General features: G+C 41.7%; 12 protein-coding genes and 5 pseudogenes. 11 read left to right on the forward strand and 6 right to left on the reverse strand.

Going from position 1 to position 18,951, the window contains the following annotated elements:
* Nucleotides 1-336: 336 nt before the first annotated feature.
* The 5 genes and pseudogenes from aldA to RS130_RS17690 form a co-directional block, all read right to left on the reverse strand.
* The gene (aldA, locus tag RS130_RS17670; RefSeq protein WP_316027021.1) at nt 337-1,800 is read right to left on the reverse strand and encodes an aldehyde dehydrogenase; all 1,464 of its coding nucleotides are present in this window, start codon (nt 1,798-1,800) and stop codon (nt 337-339) included.
* A 5-nt stretch (nt 1,801-1,805) separates the two neighbouring features.
* A pseudogene (locus tag RS130_RS17675) lies at nt 1,806-2,571 on the reverse strand (2,5-didehydro-3-deoxy-L-galactonate 5-reductase).
* A 36-nt stretch (nt 2,572-2,607) separates the two neighbouring features.
* Nucleotides 2,608-3,629: pseudogene (locus RS130_RS17680) on the reverse strand (zinc-dependent alcohol dehydrogenase).
* Between the two features lie 10 nt (nt 3,630-3,639).
* The gene (locus RS130_RS17685; RefSeq protein WP_316027022.1) at nt 3,640-4,746 is read right to left on the reverse strand and encodes a mandelate racemase/muconate lactonizing enzyme family protein; all 1,107 of its coding nucleotides are present in this window, start codon (nt 4,744-4,746) and stop codon (nt 3,640-3,642) included.
* A 261-nt stretch (nt 4,747-5,007) separates the two neighbouring features.
* Nucleotides 5,008-6,068: pseudogene (locus RS130_RS17690) on the reverse strand (patatin-like phospholipase family protein).
* Between the two features lie 268 nt (nt 6,069-6,336).
* On the opposite strand from RS130_RS17690, the gene RS130_RS17695 reads away from it, so the two are divergent.
* The 9 genes and pseudogenes from RS130_RS17695 to RS130_RS17735 all read left to right on the forward strand — a co-directional run bounded on the left by RS130_RS17695 (nt 6,337) and on the right by RS130_RS17735 (nt 15,450).
* A complete protein-coding gene (locus tag RS130_RS17695; RefSeq protein WP_316027023.1) occupies nt 6,337-6,843 on the forward strand; it encodes a PTS sugar transporter subunit IIA in 507 nt (168 codons plus the stop codon).
* Nucleotides 6,844-6,932: 89 nt separating this feature from the next.
* A complete protein-coding gene (locus RS130_RS17700; RefSeq protein ID WP_316027024.1) occupies nt 6,933-7,277 on the forward strand; it encodes an ArsC family reductase in 345 nt (114 codons plus the stop codon).
* Nucleotides 7,274-8,403: pseudogene (gene dapE, locus RS130_RS17705) on the forward strand (succinyl-diaminopimelate desuccinylase). The gene RS130_RS17700 and the pseudogene dapE overlap by 4 nt, the downstream one beginning before the upstream one ends.
* Complete coding sequence (locus RS130_RS17710; protein ID WP_316027025.1) at nt 8,400-9,077, forward strand: M15 family metallopeptidase; 678 nt, start codon at nt 8,400-8,402, stop codon at nt 9,075-9,077. Before dapE ends, RS130_RS17710 begins: the two are co-directional and overlap by 4 nt.
* On the forward strand, nt 9,074-9,229 hold the full coding sequence (locus tag RS130_RS17715) for a DUF2897 family protein (protein WP_316027026.1): 156 nt from the start codon (nt 9,074-9,076) through the stop codon (nt 9,227-9,229). The genes RS130_RS17710 and RS130_RS17715 overlap by 4 nt, the downstream gene beginning before the upstream one ends.
* Nucleotides 9,230-9,327: 98 nt before the next feature.
* Nucleotides 9,328-11,916: a PKD domain-containing protein gene (locus RS130_RS17720; RefSeq protein ID WP_316027027.1), complete on the forward strand. Its 2,589-nt coding sequence runs from the start codon at nt 9,328-9,330 to the stop codon at nt 11,914-11,916.
* 438 nt (nt 11,917-12,354) lie between these two features.
* The gene (locus tag RS130_RS17725; RefSeq protein ID WP_316027028.1) at nt 12,355-13,161 is read left to right on the forward strand and encodes a TonB-dependent receptor plug domain-containing protein; all 807 of its coding nucleotides are present in this window, start codon (nt 12,355-12,357) and stop codon (nt 13,159-13,161) included.
* Nucleotides 13,103-14,026 (forward strand): hypothetical protein, encoded by a 924-nt coding sequence (locus tag RS130_RS17730; protein ID WP_316027029.1) that lies wholly within the window; start codon nt 13,103-13,105, stop codon nt 14,024-14,026. The genes RS130_RS17725 and RS130_RS17730 overlap by 59 nt, the downstream gene beginning before the upstream one ends.
* On the forward strand, nt 14,026-15,450 hold the full coding sequence (locus RS130_RS17735; RefSeq protein WP_316027030.1) for a TonB-dependent receptor: 1,425 nt from the start codon (nt 14,026-14,028) through the stop codon (nt 15,448-15,450). The genes RS130_RS17730 and RS130_RS17735 overlap by 1 nt, the downstream gene beginning before the upstream one ends.
* 153 nt (nt 15,451-15,603) lie before the next feature.
* On the opposite strand, the gene RS130_RS17740 is transcribed toward RS130_RS17735, so the two are convergent.
* Entirely contained in the window at nt 15,604-16,896 is a 1,293-nt protein-coding gene (locus RS130_RS17740) for a JmjC domain-containing protein (protein ID WP_316027031.1), read from the reverse strand.
* A 249-nt stretch (nt 16,897-17,145) separates the two neighbouring features.
* Between RS130_RS17740 and RS130_RS17745 the strand changes: the two genes are divergently transcribed.
* Together RS130_RS17745 and RS130_RS17750 are read left to right on the forward strand one after the other, a co-directional pair.
* Nucleotides 17,146-17,889 carry a SapC family protein gene (locus RS130_RS17745; protein ID WP_316027032.1) on the forward strand — a complete coding sequence of 248 codons (744 nt, stop codon included), beginning with the start codon at nt 17,146-17,148 and terminating at the stop codon, nt 17,887-17,889.
* Nucleotides 17,890-18,011: 122 nt separating this feature from the next.
* Nucleotides 18,012-18,947, forward strand: a pseudogene (locus RS130_RS17750) (cupin-like domain-containing protein).
* The last annotated feature ends 4 nt before the right edge of the window (nt 18,948-18,951 follow it).

The following is an 18,951-nucleotide window of genomic DNA, read 5'->3' on the forward strand; positions in this document are numbered from 1 at the left end:
GAGCATTACTGGAGCGCGGCCTCTTTTGCTTACTTTTCTTGGCTGTTGAAGAAAAGTAAGTTGGACGAAATGGATTTCGTTTGAAAAAAGCCATGGATGGCAGTAAGCGAAGCGCATGCTGTTATTAAGCATTGAATAAACGACTAAATAAACAAGACAGCCAAGCTAATTCTGTATCAAGTATTTCAAAAATACCTTAAACGCGAATGAAAACTTCAACATGGATCCCTGCTATCAACATGCAGGAATGATGATGGGGATAGCCAGCGTAACGCTAAAAAAAACGGCCAAGATTTTCACCTTAGCCGTTTATAGTTTTTTACAAACCAAGCAGTTTTACACTTCTTTTAGATAAACCGTTTTCTTCTCTAGGTATTGCTCAAGACCAAATTTACCGTCTTCGCCACCAAAACCAGATTGTTTCCAACCATTATGGAAACCTTGGTGTTGTTCACCCATTCCACGGTTTAGGTACACTTCACCTACTTCCAATTCTTCGATAAAACGATTAATTGCAAAGAAATCTTTAGTGAAGATATAGGCACTCAAACCGTAAATACTGTCATTGCAATTAGCAATAGCTTCGTCAATATCTTTGATTTTAACAATCGGCAATACTGGACCAAATGTCTCTTCGTGCACCGCAATGTTGTCTTGTTTTACATCAACCAACAAAGTCGGCTCGTACCAGCAGCCACCTTCGTAGCCTTCGACTGTAGCAGTTTTGCCACCAGTCGCGACAGTTGCACCTTGCTTGATAGACTCTTGCACTATGTGATCGATGTTATCAATTTCACGTTGATTACATTTAGGTCCCATTTGTGTTTCGGCTTTCATTGGATCGCCAACTACCAATCCTTTCACCGCTGGTACAAATTTAGCCATAAAGTCATCATATATTCCTTCTTGAACATATAAACGTTCAACACAAGTACATACCTGACCACAGTTAGCAAAACGTCCCCATAGCGCGCCTTCTACGGCTTCATCTAAATCAGCATCATTCATAACCACCATAGGGGCTTTACCACCAAGCTCAAGCATAACTGGAGTCATGTATTCTGCTGAGGTTTTGTAAATTTGCTTACCGGCAACCGTAGAACCAGTCATAGTAATCATTTTGGTAATTGGACTTTCGCACAATGCTTGACCCACTACAGAGCCTGATCCATTAATCACGTTTAATACGCCAGCTGGAATGCCTGCTTCGTTAGCGATGCGGCCTAATTCAGTTGTGGCTAATGGCGTTTCTTGGGTCGGTTTTAATACAATTGAGTTGCCTGTAACAAGAGCTGGGCCAATTTTACGGCCGGCCAATGCTAACGGGAAATTCCATGCAGTAATACCCACAACCACACCACGCGGTACTTTATGAATATAGATTTTTTCGTTTTCATTATCAGAAGGTAAAATATCACCTTCGATAGTCAACGCATTGTCTGCTGCGTAATCAATAAAAGTAGCGGTAACGTCTACTTCCATTTGTGCCACAGACAACAGCTTCCCCTGCTCTGCCACTAGCATTGGCGCAAGAATAGCTTTGTTTTCGCGAATTTTATTTGCAAACTCTCGCAAGATATTCTGACGAGTACGTGCCGTTAACTTAGCCCATTTCTTTTGACCTGCTGCCGAAGTTTCAAGAGCAAGCTGGGCGTCTTCATTACAACCTTTTGGGATCTCACCGATTTTTTCACCGGTAGAAGGGCTAAGTACTTCAATGATGCCATCGGCTTTAGAAGCGACATATTCACCATTAATAAAGTTTACATTGTTCTTAAAATCAAAATTTAAAGTTGTCATTGAGATTATCTCCCCATCCAACCGCCGTCTACCAACAAGATAGCGCCGTTAACATAACTTGCGGCTTCTGAAGCCAAGAATACTGCTGGGCCTTTAAAGTCTTCAGGGTTCCCCCAACGACCTTGTGGTATACGCCCTAAAATAGCGGCACTGCGCTCTGGATCCTGACGTAATGCTTCGGTGTTATCTGTGTCTATATAATCAAGGCGCAATGGCGTTAACATTTACACCTTTACCCGCCCACTCATTAGAAAGCGCCATCACTAATTGTCCAATAGCACCTTTACTAGCAGCATAACCTATAACCGTAATACCACCTTGGAAGGTTAATAATGAAGCGGTGAAAATCACCTTACCTTCACCTCGTGCAACCATATCTTTACCAAGTTCTCGGCTTAAAATGAACTGCGAGTTAAGATTCACGTCAATCACTTTGTCCCATAAATCATCGCCATGTTCGGCAGCTGGGGCACGTAAAATGGTACCTGCGTTGTTCACCAAAATATCAATTTTAGGGAAATCGCCTTTTACTTGTTTGATGAATGCATATAGTGCTTCACGGTCACCAAAATCACATTGGTACGCTTTAAAGTCTCGTCCCAAGGCTTTGACTTCTTTCTCAACATCAGAACCTTCCAATTCTAAACTAGCCGAAACACCAATAATATCTGCGCCAGCTTCTGCTAGGCCTAAAGCAATACCTTTACCTATGCCACGTTTACAACCGGTCACTAAGGCAACCTTGCCTTCTAAACTAAATTTCTCAAACATTTTATTCATTTCTAAAACCTTGTCTCTAATATCAAACTATTCAGCGTTACATTCAACAAGGGCTTTCATGCCTTGTGGGTTACCATCCATATTAGCGAATGCGGTACCTATGTCTGATAAAGGACTCACCGAGCTAATAAATGGTTTGAGATCAATTTGACCTGAGGCAATTAAATCTATCGCCCAATCAAAGTCTTTCGCTTCGTAAACACGGGCACCCAACAACTCTAATTCTTTCCAGAAAAATTGGAACAAGTCGATTTCTGGCTTAGCGCTGTGAATTGCCACCATGACAATACGGCCACGACGACCGGCAATTTGCGTCATAGCATCGATGGCAGGTTTTACACCAGACACTTCAAATACTACGTCTGCACCTTTTGTGCCTGTCCAATCATCAACATAAGCCGCTAAATCTTGTTCAATAGGATTGATTGATTTAACACCTAACTCGTCAGCAAATGCGCGGCGGCTTTCGTTTGGCTCAGACACCAATACTTCAGCACCCACACTTTTCGCCACGGCTGCGACTAATTGCCCAATTGGGCCGCCACCTAGTACCACTGCTTTTTCACCGGCTTTTAAACGTGAACGACTAACATCATGACAAGCCACAGATAAAGGCTCAACTAATGCACCTTGCTTAAGATCAACACCAGCGGGTAATTTATGTAAAGTACGAGCTTTCACTGTCCAACTCGACTGAAACGCGCCAAGGTATCAATACCCATGAATTTAAGATTCTGACAAATATGCGTTAAACCTGCTTCACAAGTCGGACACTCGCCACACCAATCTAATGGTCGAACAACCACTTTTTCGCCAACAGTAAAGCCTGTGACGCCATCGCCAATTTCAGCGACTACGCCAGAAATTTCATGGCCGATAGTTTGTGGAATTGAAACACGTTGATCCATTACGCCATGATAAATGTGCATATCTGTACCACAGATACCGACATACCCCACGTTCAGACGTACCTCACCCGCTTCTGGAGCGATAGACGTTCCTTCCACCACTGAGAATGATTTGTTACCTATATATTGAGCAGCTTGCATAATGATTACCTTAAGATTTCATGACTAAATGGGGTGCTAACAACGCATCATCAAACACTACCCCAGTACCGGGCACATCTGGAGCTAACGCATAGCCATTATCATCGAGTTGTAACGGATGATGAGTATATTCATCAATTGGAAAAGAGTGTACTTCTAAATATGCAGAGTGCGACTGAGACGCCAACAAAGAAACATGTAGTTCATGCATACCATGACTACACAAAGGTAAACCATGCTTAGCACCTAACTCCGCCACCTGCAAAAAGCCAGTAATGCCGCCAATATTAGAGGCATCAGGCTGTAAAAACCCTAATTTAGCTTGGGCAACGGCATATTCGAATTCATGAAAAGTATGTAAGTTTTCGCCCATAGCTAAAGGAATATTGATGGCATCTGATATTTCTGCAAAACCAAGATAGTCATCGGGAATCGTTGGCTCTTCGAACCAAGTAATATTGTATTGCTCAATTGCTTTACCAAAGCGAATTGCATCTTTCACCGACAGAGAATAGTTAGCATCAACCATAAACACACGATCTGGGCCAATTACCTTTCGAACCGCAGCCACTCGGCTAACATCCTCTAAATAGTCTTCTTTGCCGACTTTAATTTTTACCGCTTCAAATCCGCGGTCTAAATAACCTTGAATGTTACTCAGTAATTTTTGTTCACTGAAATTAAGATCAATGCCACCCGCATAACAGTTGGTTTTGTTACTTGCGCCACCAGCGACTTGCCACAATGGCTGACCAAGTCGTTTACACTTGATATCCCAAAGCGCGATATCCATAGCTGAAATAGCAAAACTTAAAATACCACCCCGACCTACATAGTGATATTCCCACTGTAATTTGTGCCATATTTCATCTATTTGGGACGCATCATACCCCGTTAATAATGGGCGCATTTCGTCATGAAGTAAGGAATAAATAGCACGACCACCTTTACCACCCGTGTAGGTATAACCCACACCTTGCGTACCATCTTCACAGGTTACACGACAAAGGACTAATTCAAAATGAGTGTGGTCGCCATGCTTGGCATCAGATAACACTTCAGAAAGGGGGATATTGTATAATTCAATATCAATAGCAGTTATTTTATTTTTATTCATTCCTGACTATACCGAACAGCTAGAGTTGATTGTTAACAATTTACACCAATTTAATATAGATTGTAAAGGCATAAATATATAGAAATTCCGAACACCACTTAAAAGCTAACTGTTAGAATGATAGAAGCTATCTCAACAATTACGTCATTGCCTAGGTGCTGGCACGAGTGGTGGCGTAGTATCGCACACCATACATCATCAATAAACACAATAGTTTATATACGGATCAAAATAAACCAAAGCCATCAAAAAATATATAACTTAAAAGGGTAAAGGTTTAATAAATTGTAAAATATCATCACTGTTTACCATAGCCTGAAAAACCTCAGCTAGCTTATTACTTTTGGTGATGACCTCTTGCCAATATGGAATACGTTGTTTAGCTGACATAGATTCGAAATCTTTCCTATCAGGTATTTTATGGTAAGGAAGACTGCGAATAAATTTAGCTGATGGCACTATCATAACTACTTTATCGTAGCTAGTGTCATGAGGGCCTCTACTTTTTAAGGACTTATCAAACCAACCATAGGCACCACATTAGGATAAAAATGTGGGTACAAAGTCAATCCATTACTAGGTCCAAACGACAAATCAAAATGATAATCGATGATCCCACCATCTCTGTATACCCCCTTTGGCGCACCTGCAATATTCTCAACGCCGTTGATTATAATGGGGATTGCCCCTGAAGCCATTAATGCGTCAGCTAAATTATTTTGCTGCAACGTCACAGAAATGCCCCCCATGTGATTGGGGTCAAACACACTCAATTGACTACCTGCAACAGAAAAAATGACTCTTTGATGAAAATAAGATAACCATTGACGTTTCGCAAAGTTTGCGCCAGCACTCATCGCTAAACCTAGCCCTTGTAAAAACGAGGCTTCAAATCTTGCCAACCCTTTGCTCCTAGCCACCACAAAATGCGCTTTGACAATGTCATTATTAAGGATTTGTTCTACTCCGTTTTCTCCTAGCACGTGCATTAACAACCCCCTGCCTTTTTCAGTTATTTCCCTAGCAGTCGGTTTTCTAGAATACGTAATTTGAGAATACCGCTGGGCCAATCTATTTATCGCGGCAAGAGGGTCATGTTGTGCGAAGCAGGCCATCCGAAATGCACCAGCCGAGGAGCCAATAGCTTGAATAGGTTTTTGCCTAGTGGCAAAGAATTCGGCAAATATATAGCGGTCGAGTCCCGCTAACACAAACCATTTAGGCCCCCCTGACGCGCCCAAAATATAATCAAACAAATCAGCCTTAAAGCCTTGTTGTTCAATTTGTTTAAGTGCGCTTTTTCCTGCATAAATATCTAACAATGGCCATAACCTCAATAAAATGTGTATTAAATAGTCTAACCTAGCTCATTTAATCTACATAATTCACAATAGTGCATTTTCCGAGCAGCATAACTTTATCTATACATATCAATTAATTAAGGTACATATAAACAGTACTCAACAGAGTTATCCACAGATATGGTGGATAAACTCACTTCTAATTTAATTTTGTACATTAAATCTCTATTAACCCTAGTTAAGTATAAGGTTATACTCACAAAATAGGCAGAGTTGAGGTGAATTATACATGACGCTTTTAGGTAAGTTAGTAGGTGTTGATAACCTTCCAACATATAAACAAATATTAACCATTGTCAGTCCATTGAGTGGTCGTGCGGTCTCCTTAAGCGAGGTTCCCAACGCGCTATTTCAACAACGGTTATTTGGCGAAGGCATTGCAATTATACCTTCGGGCTTTCAAGTCATTGCCCCATTTTCTGGCACAGTAGCAGCTTGTACCGAACTGGCCAATCAATTAAGATTGAAGGCTCAAAATGGGTTACAGCTGCAGATTCAGTTAGGGATAGACTCACATATTATGATGGGCGAAGGCTTTAAACGAAAAGTAAAAGCTGGCGACACGTTTAAGCAAGGGGACGTATTAGCTGAATTTTCCTTGGTCAAGATGAAGCAACAATTACCTAGTATTTTGTGTCCCGTCACCGTCATCAACAGTGAGAAAGTAAAAGCGATACGAGCTCACTATTATGCTGTTCGTGCCAGCGAAGACGATATATTGACTGTTTATATTTAATTTCGGAAAAATACAGCGCTATCCTTTACCTAAACCGTGCTTTCTCGTTATAGTCCGCGACAGATTGATTCATATATAAATGAGATAACATGACGACCCTGTATGGTATTAAAAACTGTGACACCATTAAAAAAGCTAAAACATGGCTAACCAATAATAATATAGAATTTACCTTTCACGACTATCGGCAGGACGGTTTAGACGCTAATTGGTTGGCTACAACCGAACAACACCTTGGTTGGGAGAGCTTGCTCAATAAACGCGGCACAACTTATCGCCAATTACCTGAAGAGCAAAAGCAAACTATCGATAGGACCTCGGCCCTAGCGTTAATGCTTGAGCAACCAGCCATGATCAAACGCCCTGTACTGATCCATAATGGTCAATATTTTGTGGGATTCAAAGCCGAACAATATCAAGAGATTTTATTATGACACGCAGCACAATCGGCTTAACTAAAGCACTCATCAATAGAAAATCAGTCACCCCAGAAGATGCGGGCTGTCAATATTTAATGGCTGAAATCCTCGAGCCACTCGGTTTCCATATCGAAGATTTAACCTTTGAGGACACCAAAAACATTTGGGCACGTAAAGGGTCTGAAGATCCTGTATTTTGTTTTGCTGGGCATACTGATGTAGTGCCATCTGGTCCAGAAAGCGCATGGCAAACCCCTCCTTTCGAAGCCACCGAAAAAGACGGTTACCTACATGGCCGTGGGGCTGCCGACATGAAAGGTAGCCTAGCCGCTATGTTAGTGGCCACCGAAAAATTTGTAAAAAATAATCCCGACCACAAAGGATCCATTGCGTTCTTAATCACTAGTGATGAAGAAGGCCCTTTTATCAATGGCACAACTAGAGTCATTGATACTCTTGAAGCCAGAAATGAAAAGATGACTTGGTGTTTAGTGGGAGAGCCCTCCAGCACAAATGAAGTGGGTGATATTGTTAAAAATGGCCGTCGAGGCTCTTTAACAGGTGATTTAGTCGTAAAAGGTATTCAAGGTCATGTGGCCTACCCTCACCTTGCGAAAAACCCAATACATGCTTCAGCATTGGCCTTAGATGAATTAGCGAAAACCCATTGGGATAGTGGCAATGATTCATTCCCGCCCACGAGTTTTCAAATTTCGAATATTAATGGCGGTACAGGTGCTGGTAATGTGATTCCCAGCGAACTAAACGTGTGTTTTAACTTTAGATTTTCTACCGAAGTCACCGACCATCAACTTATTAGCAAAGTTACAGCCATATTGGACAGCCATGATTTTGATTATGACATTGATTGGACATTTAACGGCCAGCCATTTTTAACGGATTCCGGTCAACTAGTCGAAGCAACACAGCAAGCCATTAAGTCATGTACCGGTAGAGACACGACTTTATCTACTGCGGGGGCACATCAGATGGGCGTTTTATTGCACCAACGGGGGCTCAGGTCATTGAGTTAGGTCCAGTCAATGCCACTATCCATAAAATTGACGAATGCGTTAAAATGAGTGATTTAGATACGTTAACTGATATTTATCAAGATATTTTGCAGCGACTATTAGCATGATCACCTCGTCACATATTTTAGGCCAAGATGATAGTTTATTAGTTGACTGCCAACATGGCTTCAAGCTTTTACCTGAAGTATGTGACGCGTTCAAAAACATGCAACAAAGGGCAATCAAAGACGGAATAGACTTGCAAATTGTCAGCAGTCATCGTGGCTACGAGCGCCAATTGGGGATTTGGCAAAACAAATGGTCGGGTAAAACGGCGGTACTAGATATTAACGAAACCCCCATCGATACCAGCCAACTCTCCGCTCTAGATAAAGCCTTTAGCATTTTAACGTGGTCTGCTTTACCCGGTGCCAGTCGACATCACTGGGGAACCGACCTCGATGTATATGACAAAAACGCTGTGTTAGACAGTGGACAAAAGTTTCAACTAGTATGCAGTGAATACGCCAGTAACGGCCCTTGTCATGCGCTAAATATGTGGCTGCAAGAAAATGCGCATAGCTATCTATTCTCTCGTCCATACCATGTTTTCAAGGGTGGGATTGCACAAGAGCCTTGGCACTTGAGCTATGTCCCAACGGCTAGTCAATTTGAACAATTGCTGGACCAAGAGACGTTACGCAAAGCCATTTTAAATTCGAACATGTTGGGGGCAGACACCATCCTTGCAAACCTCGACGTTATTTTTAACCGTTTCATATTAAATAAAGGTAAGTTATGAATATTTGGCTAGTGATTGGCATCATAGTGCTAATTTTGGGATTCATTATTGGCAACATTTTACTATTACAACAAACTTCAAAGAATAAATTACCCAAAGTCACAAAAGACAACAATGCGTCTTATGATCGCTTTGAAGATAAAGATGATTGATACTAAAAAATCATACGTTTTATTCATCTACCACTAGACATAAGTAGACAAGTCGTTAATATTTAATCAACATTAATCTTGATGAAAAGGAACTTCTCATGTTTTTCCATATAGGCAAAAAACACCTTTCTACTGCAACAGCCACCTTTGGTTTACTGTCATTGCTGTCGGGCTGTGGAGGTTCGACAGAAGAAATAGTCTCCGAACTGACAAATAAAAAACCCACTGTCACGGCTGTAGATAACTTCTCCGCAGACGAACAAACAACCGTTACATTAACGGCCTCTGCGACAGACTCTGACGGCAGTATTCGTCGCTACCAATGGACTCAATCTTCTGGTACGAGCGTGACGTTGCAAGACCCGAATTCGAATACTGCGACATTTCTTGCCCCTGATGTGACAGCCGATGAAACCTTATCCTTTGACATTGAAGTCACAGATAATGAAAACGCGACCAGCACAGATACTGTCACAATTACCATACTAAGAGTTAACCAACAACCCATTGCTGTTGCTGGGCAAAACGTTAGCAGCGAAATACAGCAACTTGTTACCCTATCTGGCGCAGCCAGTAGCGATGCAGATGGCGACCAACTGACTTATAGCTGGCTTTTCACCGCACCAGATGGAAGCGCATCCTCATTATCTTCAGTAACTAGCTCTGCGCCTGAGTTCACCCCTGATGTAGCAGGCCAGTATACCGCGACTTTAACTGTGAATGACGGATACGAAGACAGCCAAACAAGTACCGTAACGATCAATGTGACTGAGCCAGCGGTGCAGACTACCAGCCGTATTAGCGGTAAAATTTTCACCTTTAGTACTTCAGGCTCAAGTATGCTGGCTGAGCCAGAAGATGTCTCCATTAGCGTGACTATGTTGGATAGTACCGACCAAGTACTTGCGACCTCAACACCAGAAGCATCGCAAATTCAAAGTATCGCTGAATTGCGTTTTTCTACCGAACTCACTGGTTTAGACCCAACATATATTTCTGTCGAGGTAGCGGCCAGTGGTTACACTTCTTATACCCGACGTGTGGACTTACAAGAGAATATTATTGTAGATGCCAAATTACAGGAAATTACCGTTAGCGACGTGACAACGTCTTCCAAGACAAGTATTTCTGGCGCTAACATTGATGGCTTTAATTTTTCAATGCCTGAAACCGAAGCTGGGAGTTTGGCGATTAGCATTCCTAGCAGCTTATTACCTGATGACACAACGACACTCAAAGTGGCCGCAAAGTCATATAATCCTAATGAACCAGAGGACGCCGAATTCTTTCCCGGTGAATATGAAGACTCAAGCGGACAAAAACTGGTATCCGTCGCTTTTGACTACGCGGAGATTGTAACCAATACCGGTGAACCCGTCGTCAAAGCTATGCAGCGTAAACGCAATGAGAAAATAGCGATTAGAAGCAGCAATGGCACTGGCAAAGCTGATGAAGAAGAGCCTGTCATTATCAATCGTCAGATCCCTAGTGCTAGTTGTCCAATTATGGCATCACTTGGAGATAGTGATGATAGTAAAGATGGTTTCCAAGTCCCCGTTTATACGTCCAACCCAAACACCGGACTATGGGATTTGTTAGGACAAGGCACTGTATATGATGATTCGGGGCTAATGGTCGCGGCAACGACTAGTTCTTTTGATTGTACGAGTAGTACTTTTACATTAGAGATAATGGTTACAAATGAAATATTCTTAAGTAAATGGTGGAACCTAGACTACCCCCTTGTTTTTGAACAACCAACTTATATGTGTGCCAATATAGTCGTTCAAAATACAGAACAACAAACACTATCCAGTACCATAGGTTTCTTAAGCGATAAAGATGATTCTTTTGACTTCAGTTCTAGATATTTTATAACCGACAAATTAGGTCAAGCCAATATTAAGGTATTAAAAACCTCTAACCAAACTGACTCGAGCGCGCAGTTATATATTTATAACACTGATAGCTTTGGATACGAATCGAGTGACATTACATTAAGCGAAAATTGTGACACACCGGAATTACAAGTTGTTACCGTAGACCGGCCTCAGCAGTGCCAAGTAAACGGTAAAACAGAATATGAAGAAGGTAGCCCAGCAGTTAATAGCTTGATCTACGCTATCCCTAATTCACTAGCCTATATAGGCTATGATTTTGCCCTAACCGATGAACAAGGCGAGTATCTATTAAATTTGACCTGTGACACAAGTTATACCATTTACGATTATTCCGCCTTTTTATTTAATCAAGGGAATGCGAGTAACACTCAAAAAGCAGTCATTGTCGATAATGTTGTTGATGCAGATGAACAAACTGACGACGGCAATAGTGTATTAATGAATAACTTTACTGTAGGTTTCTATGAACCCCTTCTGCAAGTCATACCGCGGTCAAGTACTGACCAAATCTACGTTTACGCTTATTCAACTTATGGCGCTTATCCTTTAGACGTGTCAATACGTTTTGTAACTGAAGACGGTAGTAAAGAATTCGGCAGGATGGAACGAACGTTAGAGCCTACCAATGAAAATAGCGAGTCTTATTGGTATGTCACCTACAGTTTCAATATTTTTGATTATGAATTTCCTGATACAGAAGGCGAAACGCCATATATGGAAATAATAATTGTCGATGCCTTAGGTAAAACCTGGGTAAAAGAACGCACCCGTGCGGGACAATTCTAGCTCGATTTGAATCTAGTAATTGCACCTAGCAATAGTATTACGTAAACGCCTTCAAAGAAGGCGTTTACAATATGAAATTGGTATAATCCTCAATAGTTGGTATTTAACCAAACGGGTGGTTTTCCCTTAGTCACACCGATGCATATCCAAAAAACCAAATTTATCAACAAAAATACGCAATCGCAATTAGCGCACTAGACAGTGCATTACAGCAATTCCCCCTTTTTCAAGCAAACTTTTGACTACAGCTATTATATGTACTTGAAAAATATAGTGCTATAAAAGATACACTTTCTAAACATATTACACTATAGCAACATTTCATTGACATTCTAGGCTCATAAACTTACCTTTAACTGGATTACAGTTAAAAAACACTGTTTATCAATAAATTAAATACACAGCACGCTTTACTTAAAATAAATAAAAGGGAAAAGTATGATGAGTTCACCAAACCAATTTAAAAAATCTATTATCGCTAAGAGCATTGGTGTAATGCTAGGCACAGTGGTAATGGCGCCTATTCAAGCTCAGGAATCTGATGAAACAGAAGTTATCCAAGTCAGAGGGATCCGAGGAAGTCTACAAGAGTCCATGAGCATTAAACGTGAATCAAAAGGGGTAGTCGATGCAATATCGGCAGAAGATATCGGCAAATTTCCTGATTCTAACTTAGCTGAGTCATTGCAACGTATCACGGGTGTATCGATTGACCGCAGTAACGGAGAGGGCGACAAAGTGACGGTCCGTGGTTTTGGTGGCGACAATAATATGGTGACGTTAAACGGCCGTATCATGCCTGCTGCCGATGCTTATGGTAATGGTGGTGGCGCTAGCCGAGCATTTAGTTTTGCCAACCTAGCGTCTGAAAGCGTGCGTGCTGTTGAAGTGTACAAAACCGGTAGAGCCAACATAACGGCGGGGGGAATTGGTTCAACAATTAATATCATTACCGCTAAACCTTTGGATAATCGAGGATTTCATGCCAGCGTCGGAGGCAAGCTTTTAGCTGATACGACTGTTGAGCAAGGCGATAGTGTTACCCCAGAAATTTCAGGTATTTTTAGTTACGCAAGTGATGACTCAACTTGGGGAGTGGGCTTAACCATCAGTCAACAATCACGGCATAGTGGTGCTTCTCGAGCAGGCGTTGGGGGCTGGAACTATGCTAATTGGAACCCTAGCTATGATGCAGATAGTGACACCATGCAATATCAATCGTTTTCAGTGGTGCTCTGGACCTAATGGTGAAACAAATGCTGCTTACACCAACGGCCAAATTACTAATGCACCAGCAGAGGGCCAATTATTTGCACGTCCAAATGATCTACGCTTTTATCACTCAGACTTTGAACGGGATCGTACCAACGCTCAACTTACCTTACAATTCGCTCCTCGTGATGATCTCACCGCGACGCTTGATTACACCTACGTAAACAACAAGATCCAAGAACACGAAGCACAATCTGGTTTTTGGGCTAATCGGAGTTTCAGCTCTGTCACATTCGATACTGACCAACCTGTTGCCACTATGGTATTAATTAACGAAGATGTAGGCGGAGCCAAAGATAACACCGCCACCCAAATTTGGAGTAATCAAAAGAATACCATTGATTCTATAGGGATAAACCTTGAATACTTGGTGAATGATGACTTCTCTTTAACCTTAGACGTACATGATTCTAAGGCAGAAAGTTTGCCTGATAATATGGGTGGGATTGGAGCGGGACGATTAATTGCCGGATTGGCCTCTCCCGTTGGCTTAACGCAGAGTTATAATTTTACCGGCGATATTCCAACCATAGCCGTGACCGTCGATGATTGTGCTAAAAATAGACCCGCTGGATTACCAGATTGTAATGGTCAGTGGGACGAAACTGACGTAGGTACGAATTTCCAACGAATAGAGGGCTCTTCTCAAGTAACGGATATTCAACAAGCCAAACTTGATGGTAGCTACGCGTTTGACGAAGGCCAATTTGATTTTGGTATTGAAACTCGTTCAATCGAAATGAACCAACAACAATCAGGAAGTTTGCTTAAAGGGGGTGACTGGGGCATCGCTAATCCAGGAGAATTACCTCAGGCTCTCTTGAAGAGTTTGATTTAATGGGGTTATTTGAAGATTATGACATGGGCGATCACGGTATTACTTCATTCCGCGGCAATGCAGAAGAAATCGTAAAGTGGGCGAATGAAAAATATGGCCATGCCTTCTTAACCGAATTTGATGATACGGGTGTTAGAGATAATGATCACACTGTCGAGGAAGATGTGTTCTCTGCCTATATACAATACTCTCTTTCAGGAGAAATTGGTGGTATGGAAACCAACGTCGTCGCTGGTGTACGTTATGAAAGCACAGATCTTAAGTCGACCTCAATTCAGGCTGTCCCCGTCACCACCCGTTGGCAAGACAACAACGACTTTGTTACTGAAAATGGCTCTACCACCAATGGCGTTATGGAAGAGCATAGTTACAATCACGTGTTGCCAAGCTTAGACATAGACGTATCAGTAACGGATGATATCAAAGCGCGAGTATCTTTTGGCCAAACTATTGCGCGAGCAAGTTACGAAGATCTTCGAGCATCAATCGGGATCGGTGGATACAATGCGGCCACTTTAATGGGCGGCATACCCAACGCAACCGCATCTAACCCTAGCTTAGTACCATTGTTATCTACCAACTTCGATGCTTCAGTAGAGTATTACTTTGATGATACTAGTTATGTATCCTTTGGTTATTTCGACAAACGGGTGAGTAACTTTATTGGTAAAGAGCAGGTCAGATTACCGCAATTTGATTTACGTGATCCAACAGCTGGGCCTCGCGCACAAGCTGCTGTAGCAGCGTTAGCTGATATTGGTGTAACACTTGACGAAACACATTTATTTGTCATGACCGCCATATTAGATAATCCACAAGACTTTCCAAATGGACAGGCCGATTACTTTACCGAAATGAACAGAATTGGTAACGAATCGGACTTCGAATTTGATATTGGTGCTCGTTACGACATCTATCCCAATGAAGATGATCCACTGTATGAGTTCTTAACATCACGACCGGTCAATAACAAAGATGCAAACATATATGGTGCTGAAATAGCGGCACAACACTTTTTTGCTGATACTGGTTTTGGCTTACAAGCTAACTATACCTTGGTACGCGGTGATGTAAAATACGACAATACTGCGGCTCCTACTGTGTCACAATTTGCTTTAACCGGCTTAAGTGACACCGCCAATATGGTAGCCATGTATGAAAAAGACGGCTGGCAAGCGCGTTTAGCCTACAACTGGCGCGATGAGTTTTTACAATCAGCCGGTACTGAACCTAGATACGTGGAAGCATATTCACAATGGGATTTCACCGTCAGCTATGATGTGATGGAAGATTTAACGGTTACATTGGCCGGTATTAACATTACCAATGAAGATCAAAGAGTTAATGGCCGCTCTGTGAATACTCCTTATAATGTTACCGATCTTGGTGCCCGTTATACCCTTGGCGCTCGATACAATTTCTAAACATGTATCAGTACCTGTAGTGCTCAATATTCGCACGACAACAAAGAACAAAGCCGCTATCTAAGCGGCTTTATTTTTGTCCATTATTTAACGGTAAACCTGAGCATATGATTTTTCAAACCATCTCCCCCATACAAATCAACGGCCGGCACTCTATAGCAAATCAATTATTCCAAACTTATACAAAACCTGCATGTAATGAATAACCTCGTTATGGGGCAAACCATTGGCTTCATGTTGCAAGGCAAGTATTTCAGGAATAGTAAAAGCAGTGGAGTTATCGGCCATCCTTTGCAAGGTGGGCGCTAAGCTGGTAGGAAATTTATGTATTTCGTTATTAAAGGAGATCAGTAGCAAGCCTTGAAATTCAATATACCTAAGTGGTGGCGCTGAGACAGCAAACAATTGCTTTGGGCTTACTTCTGGTATTGCTCGGATTTGAGTCTTGCCTTTATATGACGCCCGCGTTAACGACCGCAACCAAGGTTCAACAGGGGCATTTTCGTTTCGCACAATGTGTTCAGCCAATTGTTGCAATTCAGCCATTCGATGACGAAAATAACCCACGACTTCAGCAGGAACGTTGCCTTGTATCTTATCGGCAGTAGCAGGCGGGCCTCCTCGCCAGTAGGGATTCTGCTCGGCAAACTTTTCGAGTAGGGGCAGCAAATGCGCTAAGTAATTTTGCGGCGTAAACGAAAGGTTGAGCGCCATAGAGCATCCTATACCACGCGCTGAGTGCCAAGCTCCTGCGGGTAAACAAAGCACGTCACCGGGCTCTAGCACCACTTCTTGAATATCCATGTTGTCTGGCAACTTGCCCACAGCAGTCGTCATATTTCCTGCTTGGTAAACAGCATTGTTAGTTGGCCAAGGGATTGCCGCTTCTGTGGAATACTTCCATAACTTCTTTCCAGCGACCTGAATCGTTGTGGCAACTCTGGCATCGTAGTGCATAGGAAAACCAGAACCATCTTGAGAGATATAGCAGTTGATACCCACTGTACCAGTAAAGTTAAGTTGACCACTGATTGCGAGTGCCCATTCAGCCAGAAATGGATCGGCCATTTGAATATTCGATATACAAATCGTCCCTCCTCCATTAAGCACGTCAATCACTTTGTCATGGCTTACCTCGGCTGCATCATGAGGGTCCCCTGAGTCTTCTCCAGCGGCATAAGACGCCTTAATATTATACAGTTTGTCGGTAATGCACTTACCTCGTTCAAGGGCGTGCTTTAACCTTTCCCAGCTAAAGATTGCAGAAAACTTATCTGGCGCACCTTTTAGATGTAAAGATGTTTTAGAAAAATATTGACTCACAAACTCTTGACGAGAAACGGGGCCAAGTAAGTCATCTAATTCTTGACCTGTTAACGTAGGGCTTGGCTGTTCCTGTTCTAAACTAACACTACCAAGTAATGCCTCAAAGTCTGTTTTTTTCATATCTATTTCTTTTAATTCACTCAATCCAGATTCGAACATTTTCTTATAGTAATCAAATAATTACAGGACAAAAAAGCAGGCACTATTTGATTTCTAAATGAGGCTTTCATTATACACAAACAAACTATTTATGAGTGAATTTATGTTATTTAAATGTGAATATTTAGAAAATCAGTTGAACTATTACTTATGCTTTCGTTTCGATTATGTTTAAATAAATAAATACTAAAAATAACATTCAACTGCACTATGCCAAATCATCAATTACTTAATAATGTGACTCACCAAGACCTTAAAATCATTACCGAACATTCAGCGGAATATGGCGATAATGTAGGTACAGTTATGACTTTCCCAACCGAATTTGCGGATGTGCAAAAAGAATACCCTATATTTTTTCGCAAGCACCCTAATTCTGAAGAATTTCAGTCGGTAGTCATGCTAGGGCTTTTTCAGAATGACAATTTGTTTTTAGATGGAAACAACTGGAAGGCTAATTATATCCCCGCGGCTATCGCCCGAGGCCCCTTTGCTATAGGTTTTCAAGATCAGTCCGCAGACGGCGGGCCGGAGCGAGCGCCGGTCGTACACATTGATATGGATCATCCAAGAGTCAACACTACACACGGTCACCCTGTCTTCTTAGAACACGGGGGCAATAGCCCATATTTAGAACATATCAGCAATATGTTTACCCATTTAATGGATGGGCTGGATATAGAGAAAGCCATGTTTGCGGCTTTTAAAGAGTTTGATTTACTTGAACCTATTGAACTTGAAGTGACGTTACCAGGCAACCAAATACACAAGTTGCACGGTAATTACACAGTCAGTCAGACAAAGTTACAGGCTTTATCACCTGAAAATCTGCATGCATTGCATCGTGCAGGCTTTTTAGAAGGCGCGTATCTGGTTAGGTCATCTTTAAGTAATATACAAAAATTGGTGAATTGGCAGAATCAAAAAATGCAACAACAAAACCAATCCTCTTAGTTTACTTTTACCGTACAAGTAGTGTTTAACATATGCATCAACTTTCAAAAACGCCGGTTATAGAAGGCATAAGTCCAGACAATATTCCGGATGAAATTCTATCATCCACCGTTCCGCTAATAATGAAGGGCTTAGTTAAGTCTTGGCCCTTAGTTAAAAAAGGCTTAGAAAGCCCACAATTAGTAGCAGAATATTTAAAGTCCCACTACAATGGCACGCCCGCTGGTACTTATTACGGACACCCAAATATTAATGGCCGTTATTTTTACGTGGATGACTTATCTCGTTGTAATTTCGATATTAAGAAAACTCAGTTAGATGATTTTCTTGATGAAATCATTGCGCAGATGGATGATGAAAATCCACCAAGTTTGTATATAGCATCAAATAATATTGATAAACATTTTCCTACTATTCGCGAGTCGAATGACCTGAAATTAGATCACGATGAGTTTGCTGAGGTCGATCCTTTGGTCAGTATTTGGATTGGCAATAAAACCTTAGTCTCTTGCCATTATGATGTGTTATCGAATATTGCTTGTTGTGTTGTCGGCCATAGAAATTTCACTTTATTTCCACCTGACCAAATAGAAAATCTATATCCGTAGCCCTTACACCCTACACCAGGGGCCAAGCGGTGAGTATGGTGGACTTTAAGGATCCAGACTTTGAAAAATACCCTAAATTTAAAACAGCACTGCAAAATGGGCAACTTGCCGAATTAGCACCAGTACGATGCTTTATTTATACCGACTATGTGGTGGCACCAAGTAGAAGGTTTAGATAAGTTCAATACCTTAGTCAATTATTGGTGGACCCGTGCCCCTTCCTCGATGGGACAAAGCCATACCGTGCTGTTACATGCTTTACTTAGCCTACGAGATCAGCCTGCGCAAGAGAAAGCAGCCATGAAGCATATTCTAGATTATTACGTGTTTTCAGATCCAGAACTGGCCGGTGCCCATCTGCCAGAACAAGCAAGAGGCTTTTTAGGTGCACCTAGCGATATTCGAGTGCGACAAATTAAAGCCTCTATCTTAAATAAACTCAATCGATAACGAG

Source organism: Paraglaciecola aquimarina, assembly GCF_032464635.1.
GTDB lineage: Bacteria > Pseudomonadota > Gammaproteobacteria > Enterobacterales > Alteromonadaceae > Paraglaciecola > Paraglaciecola aquimarina.

Excerpts from the sequence above, each read along its gene's own strand:
- RS130_RS17695 (WP_316027023.1), top strand. The coding sequence starts at position 6,337 with ATGACGCTTTTAGGTAAGTTAGTAGGTGTTGATAACCTTCCAACATAT.
- RS130_RS17725 (WP_316027028.1), top strand. The coding sequence starts at position 12,355 with ATGATGAGTTCACCAAACCAATTTAAAAAATCTATTATCGCTAAGAGC.
- RS130_RS17700 (WP_316027024.1), top strand. The coding sequence starts at position 6,933 with ATGACGACCCTGTATGGTATTAAAAACTGTGACACCATTAAAAAAGCT.
- RS130_RS17735 (WP_316027030.1), top strand. The coding sequence starts at position 14,026 with ATGGGGTTATTTGAAGATTATGACATGGGCGATCACGGTATTACTTCA.
- RS130_RS17745 (WP_316027032.1), top strand. The coding sequence starts at position 17,146 with ATGCCAAATCATCAATTACTTAATAATGTGACTCACCAAGACCTTAAA.
- RS130_RS17740 (WP_316027031.1), bottom strand. The coding sequence starts at position 16,896 with ATGAAAAAAACAGACTTTGAGGCATTACTTGGTAGTGTTAGTTTAGAA.
- RS130_RS17715 (WP_316027026.1), top strand. The coding sequence starts at position 9,074 with ATGAATATTTGGCTAGTGATTGGCATCATAGTGCTAATTTTGGGATTC.
- RS130_RS17685 (WP_316027022.1), bottom strand. The coding sequence starts at position 4,746 with ATGAATAAAAATAAAATAACTGCTATTGATATTGAATTATACAATATC.
- RS130_RS17720 (WP_316027027.1), top strand. The coding sequence starts at position 9,328 with ATGTTTTTCCATATAGGCAAAAAACACCTTTCTACTGCAACAGCCACC.
- RS130_RS17730 (WP_316027029.1), top strand. The coding sequence starts at position 13,103 with ATGATGCAGATAGTGACACCATGCAATATCAATCGTTTTCAGTGGTGC.
- RS130_RS17710 (WP_316027025.1), top strand. The coding sequence starts at position 8,400 with ATGATCACCTCGTCACATATTTTAGGCCAAGATGATAGTTTATTAGTT.
- aldA (WP_316027021.1), bottom strand. The coding sequence starts at position 1,800 with ATGACAACTTTAAATTTTGATTTTAAGAACAATGTAAACTTTATTAAT.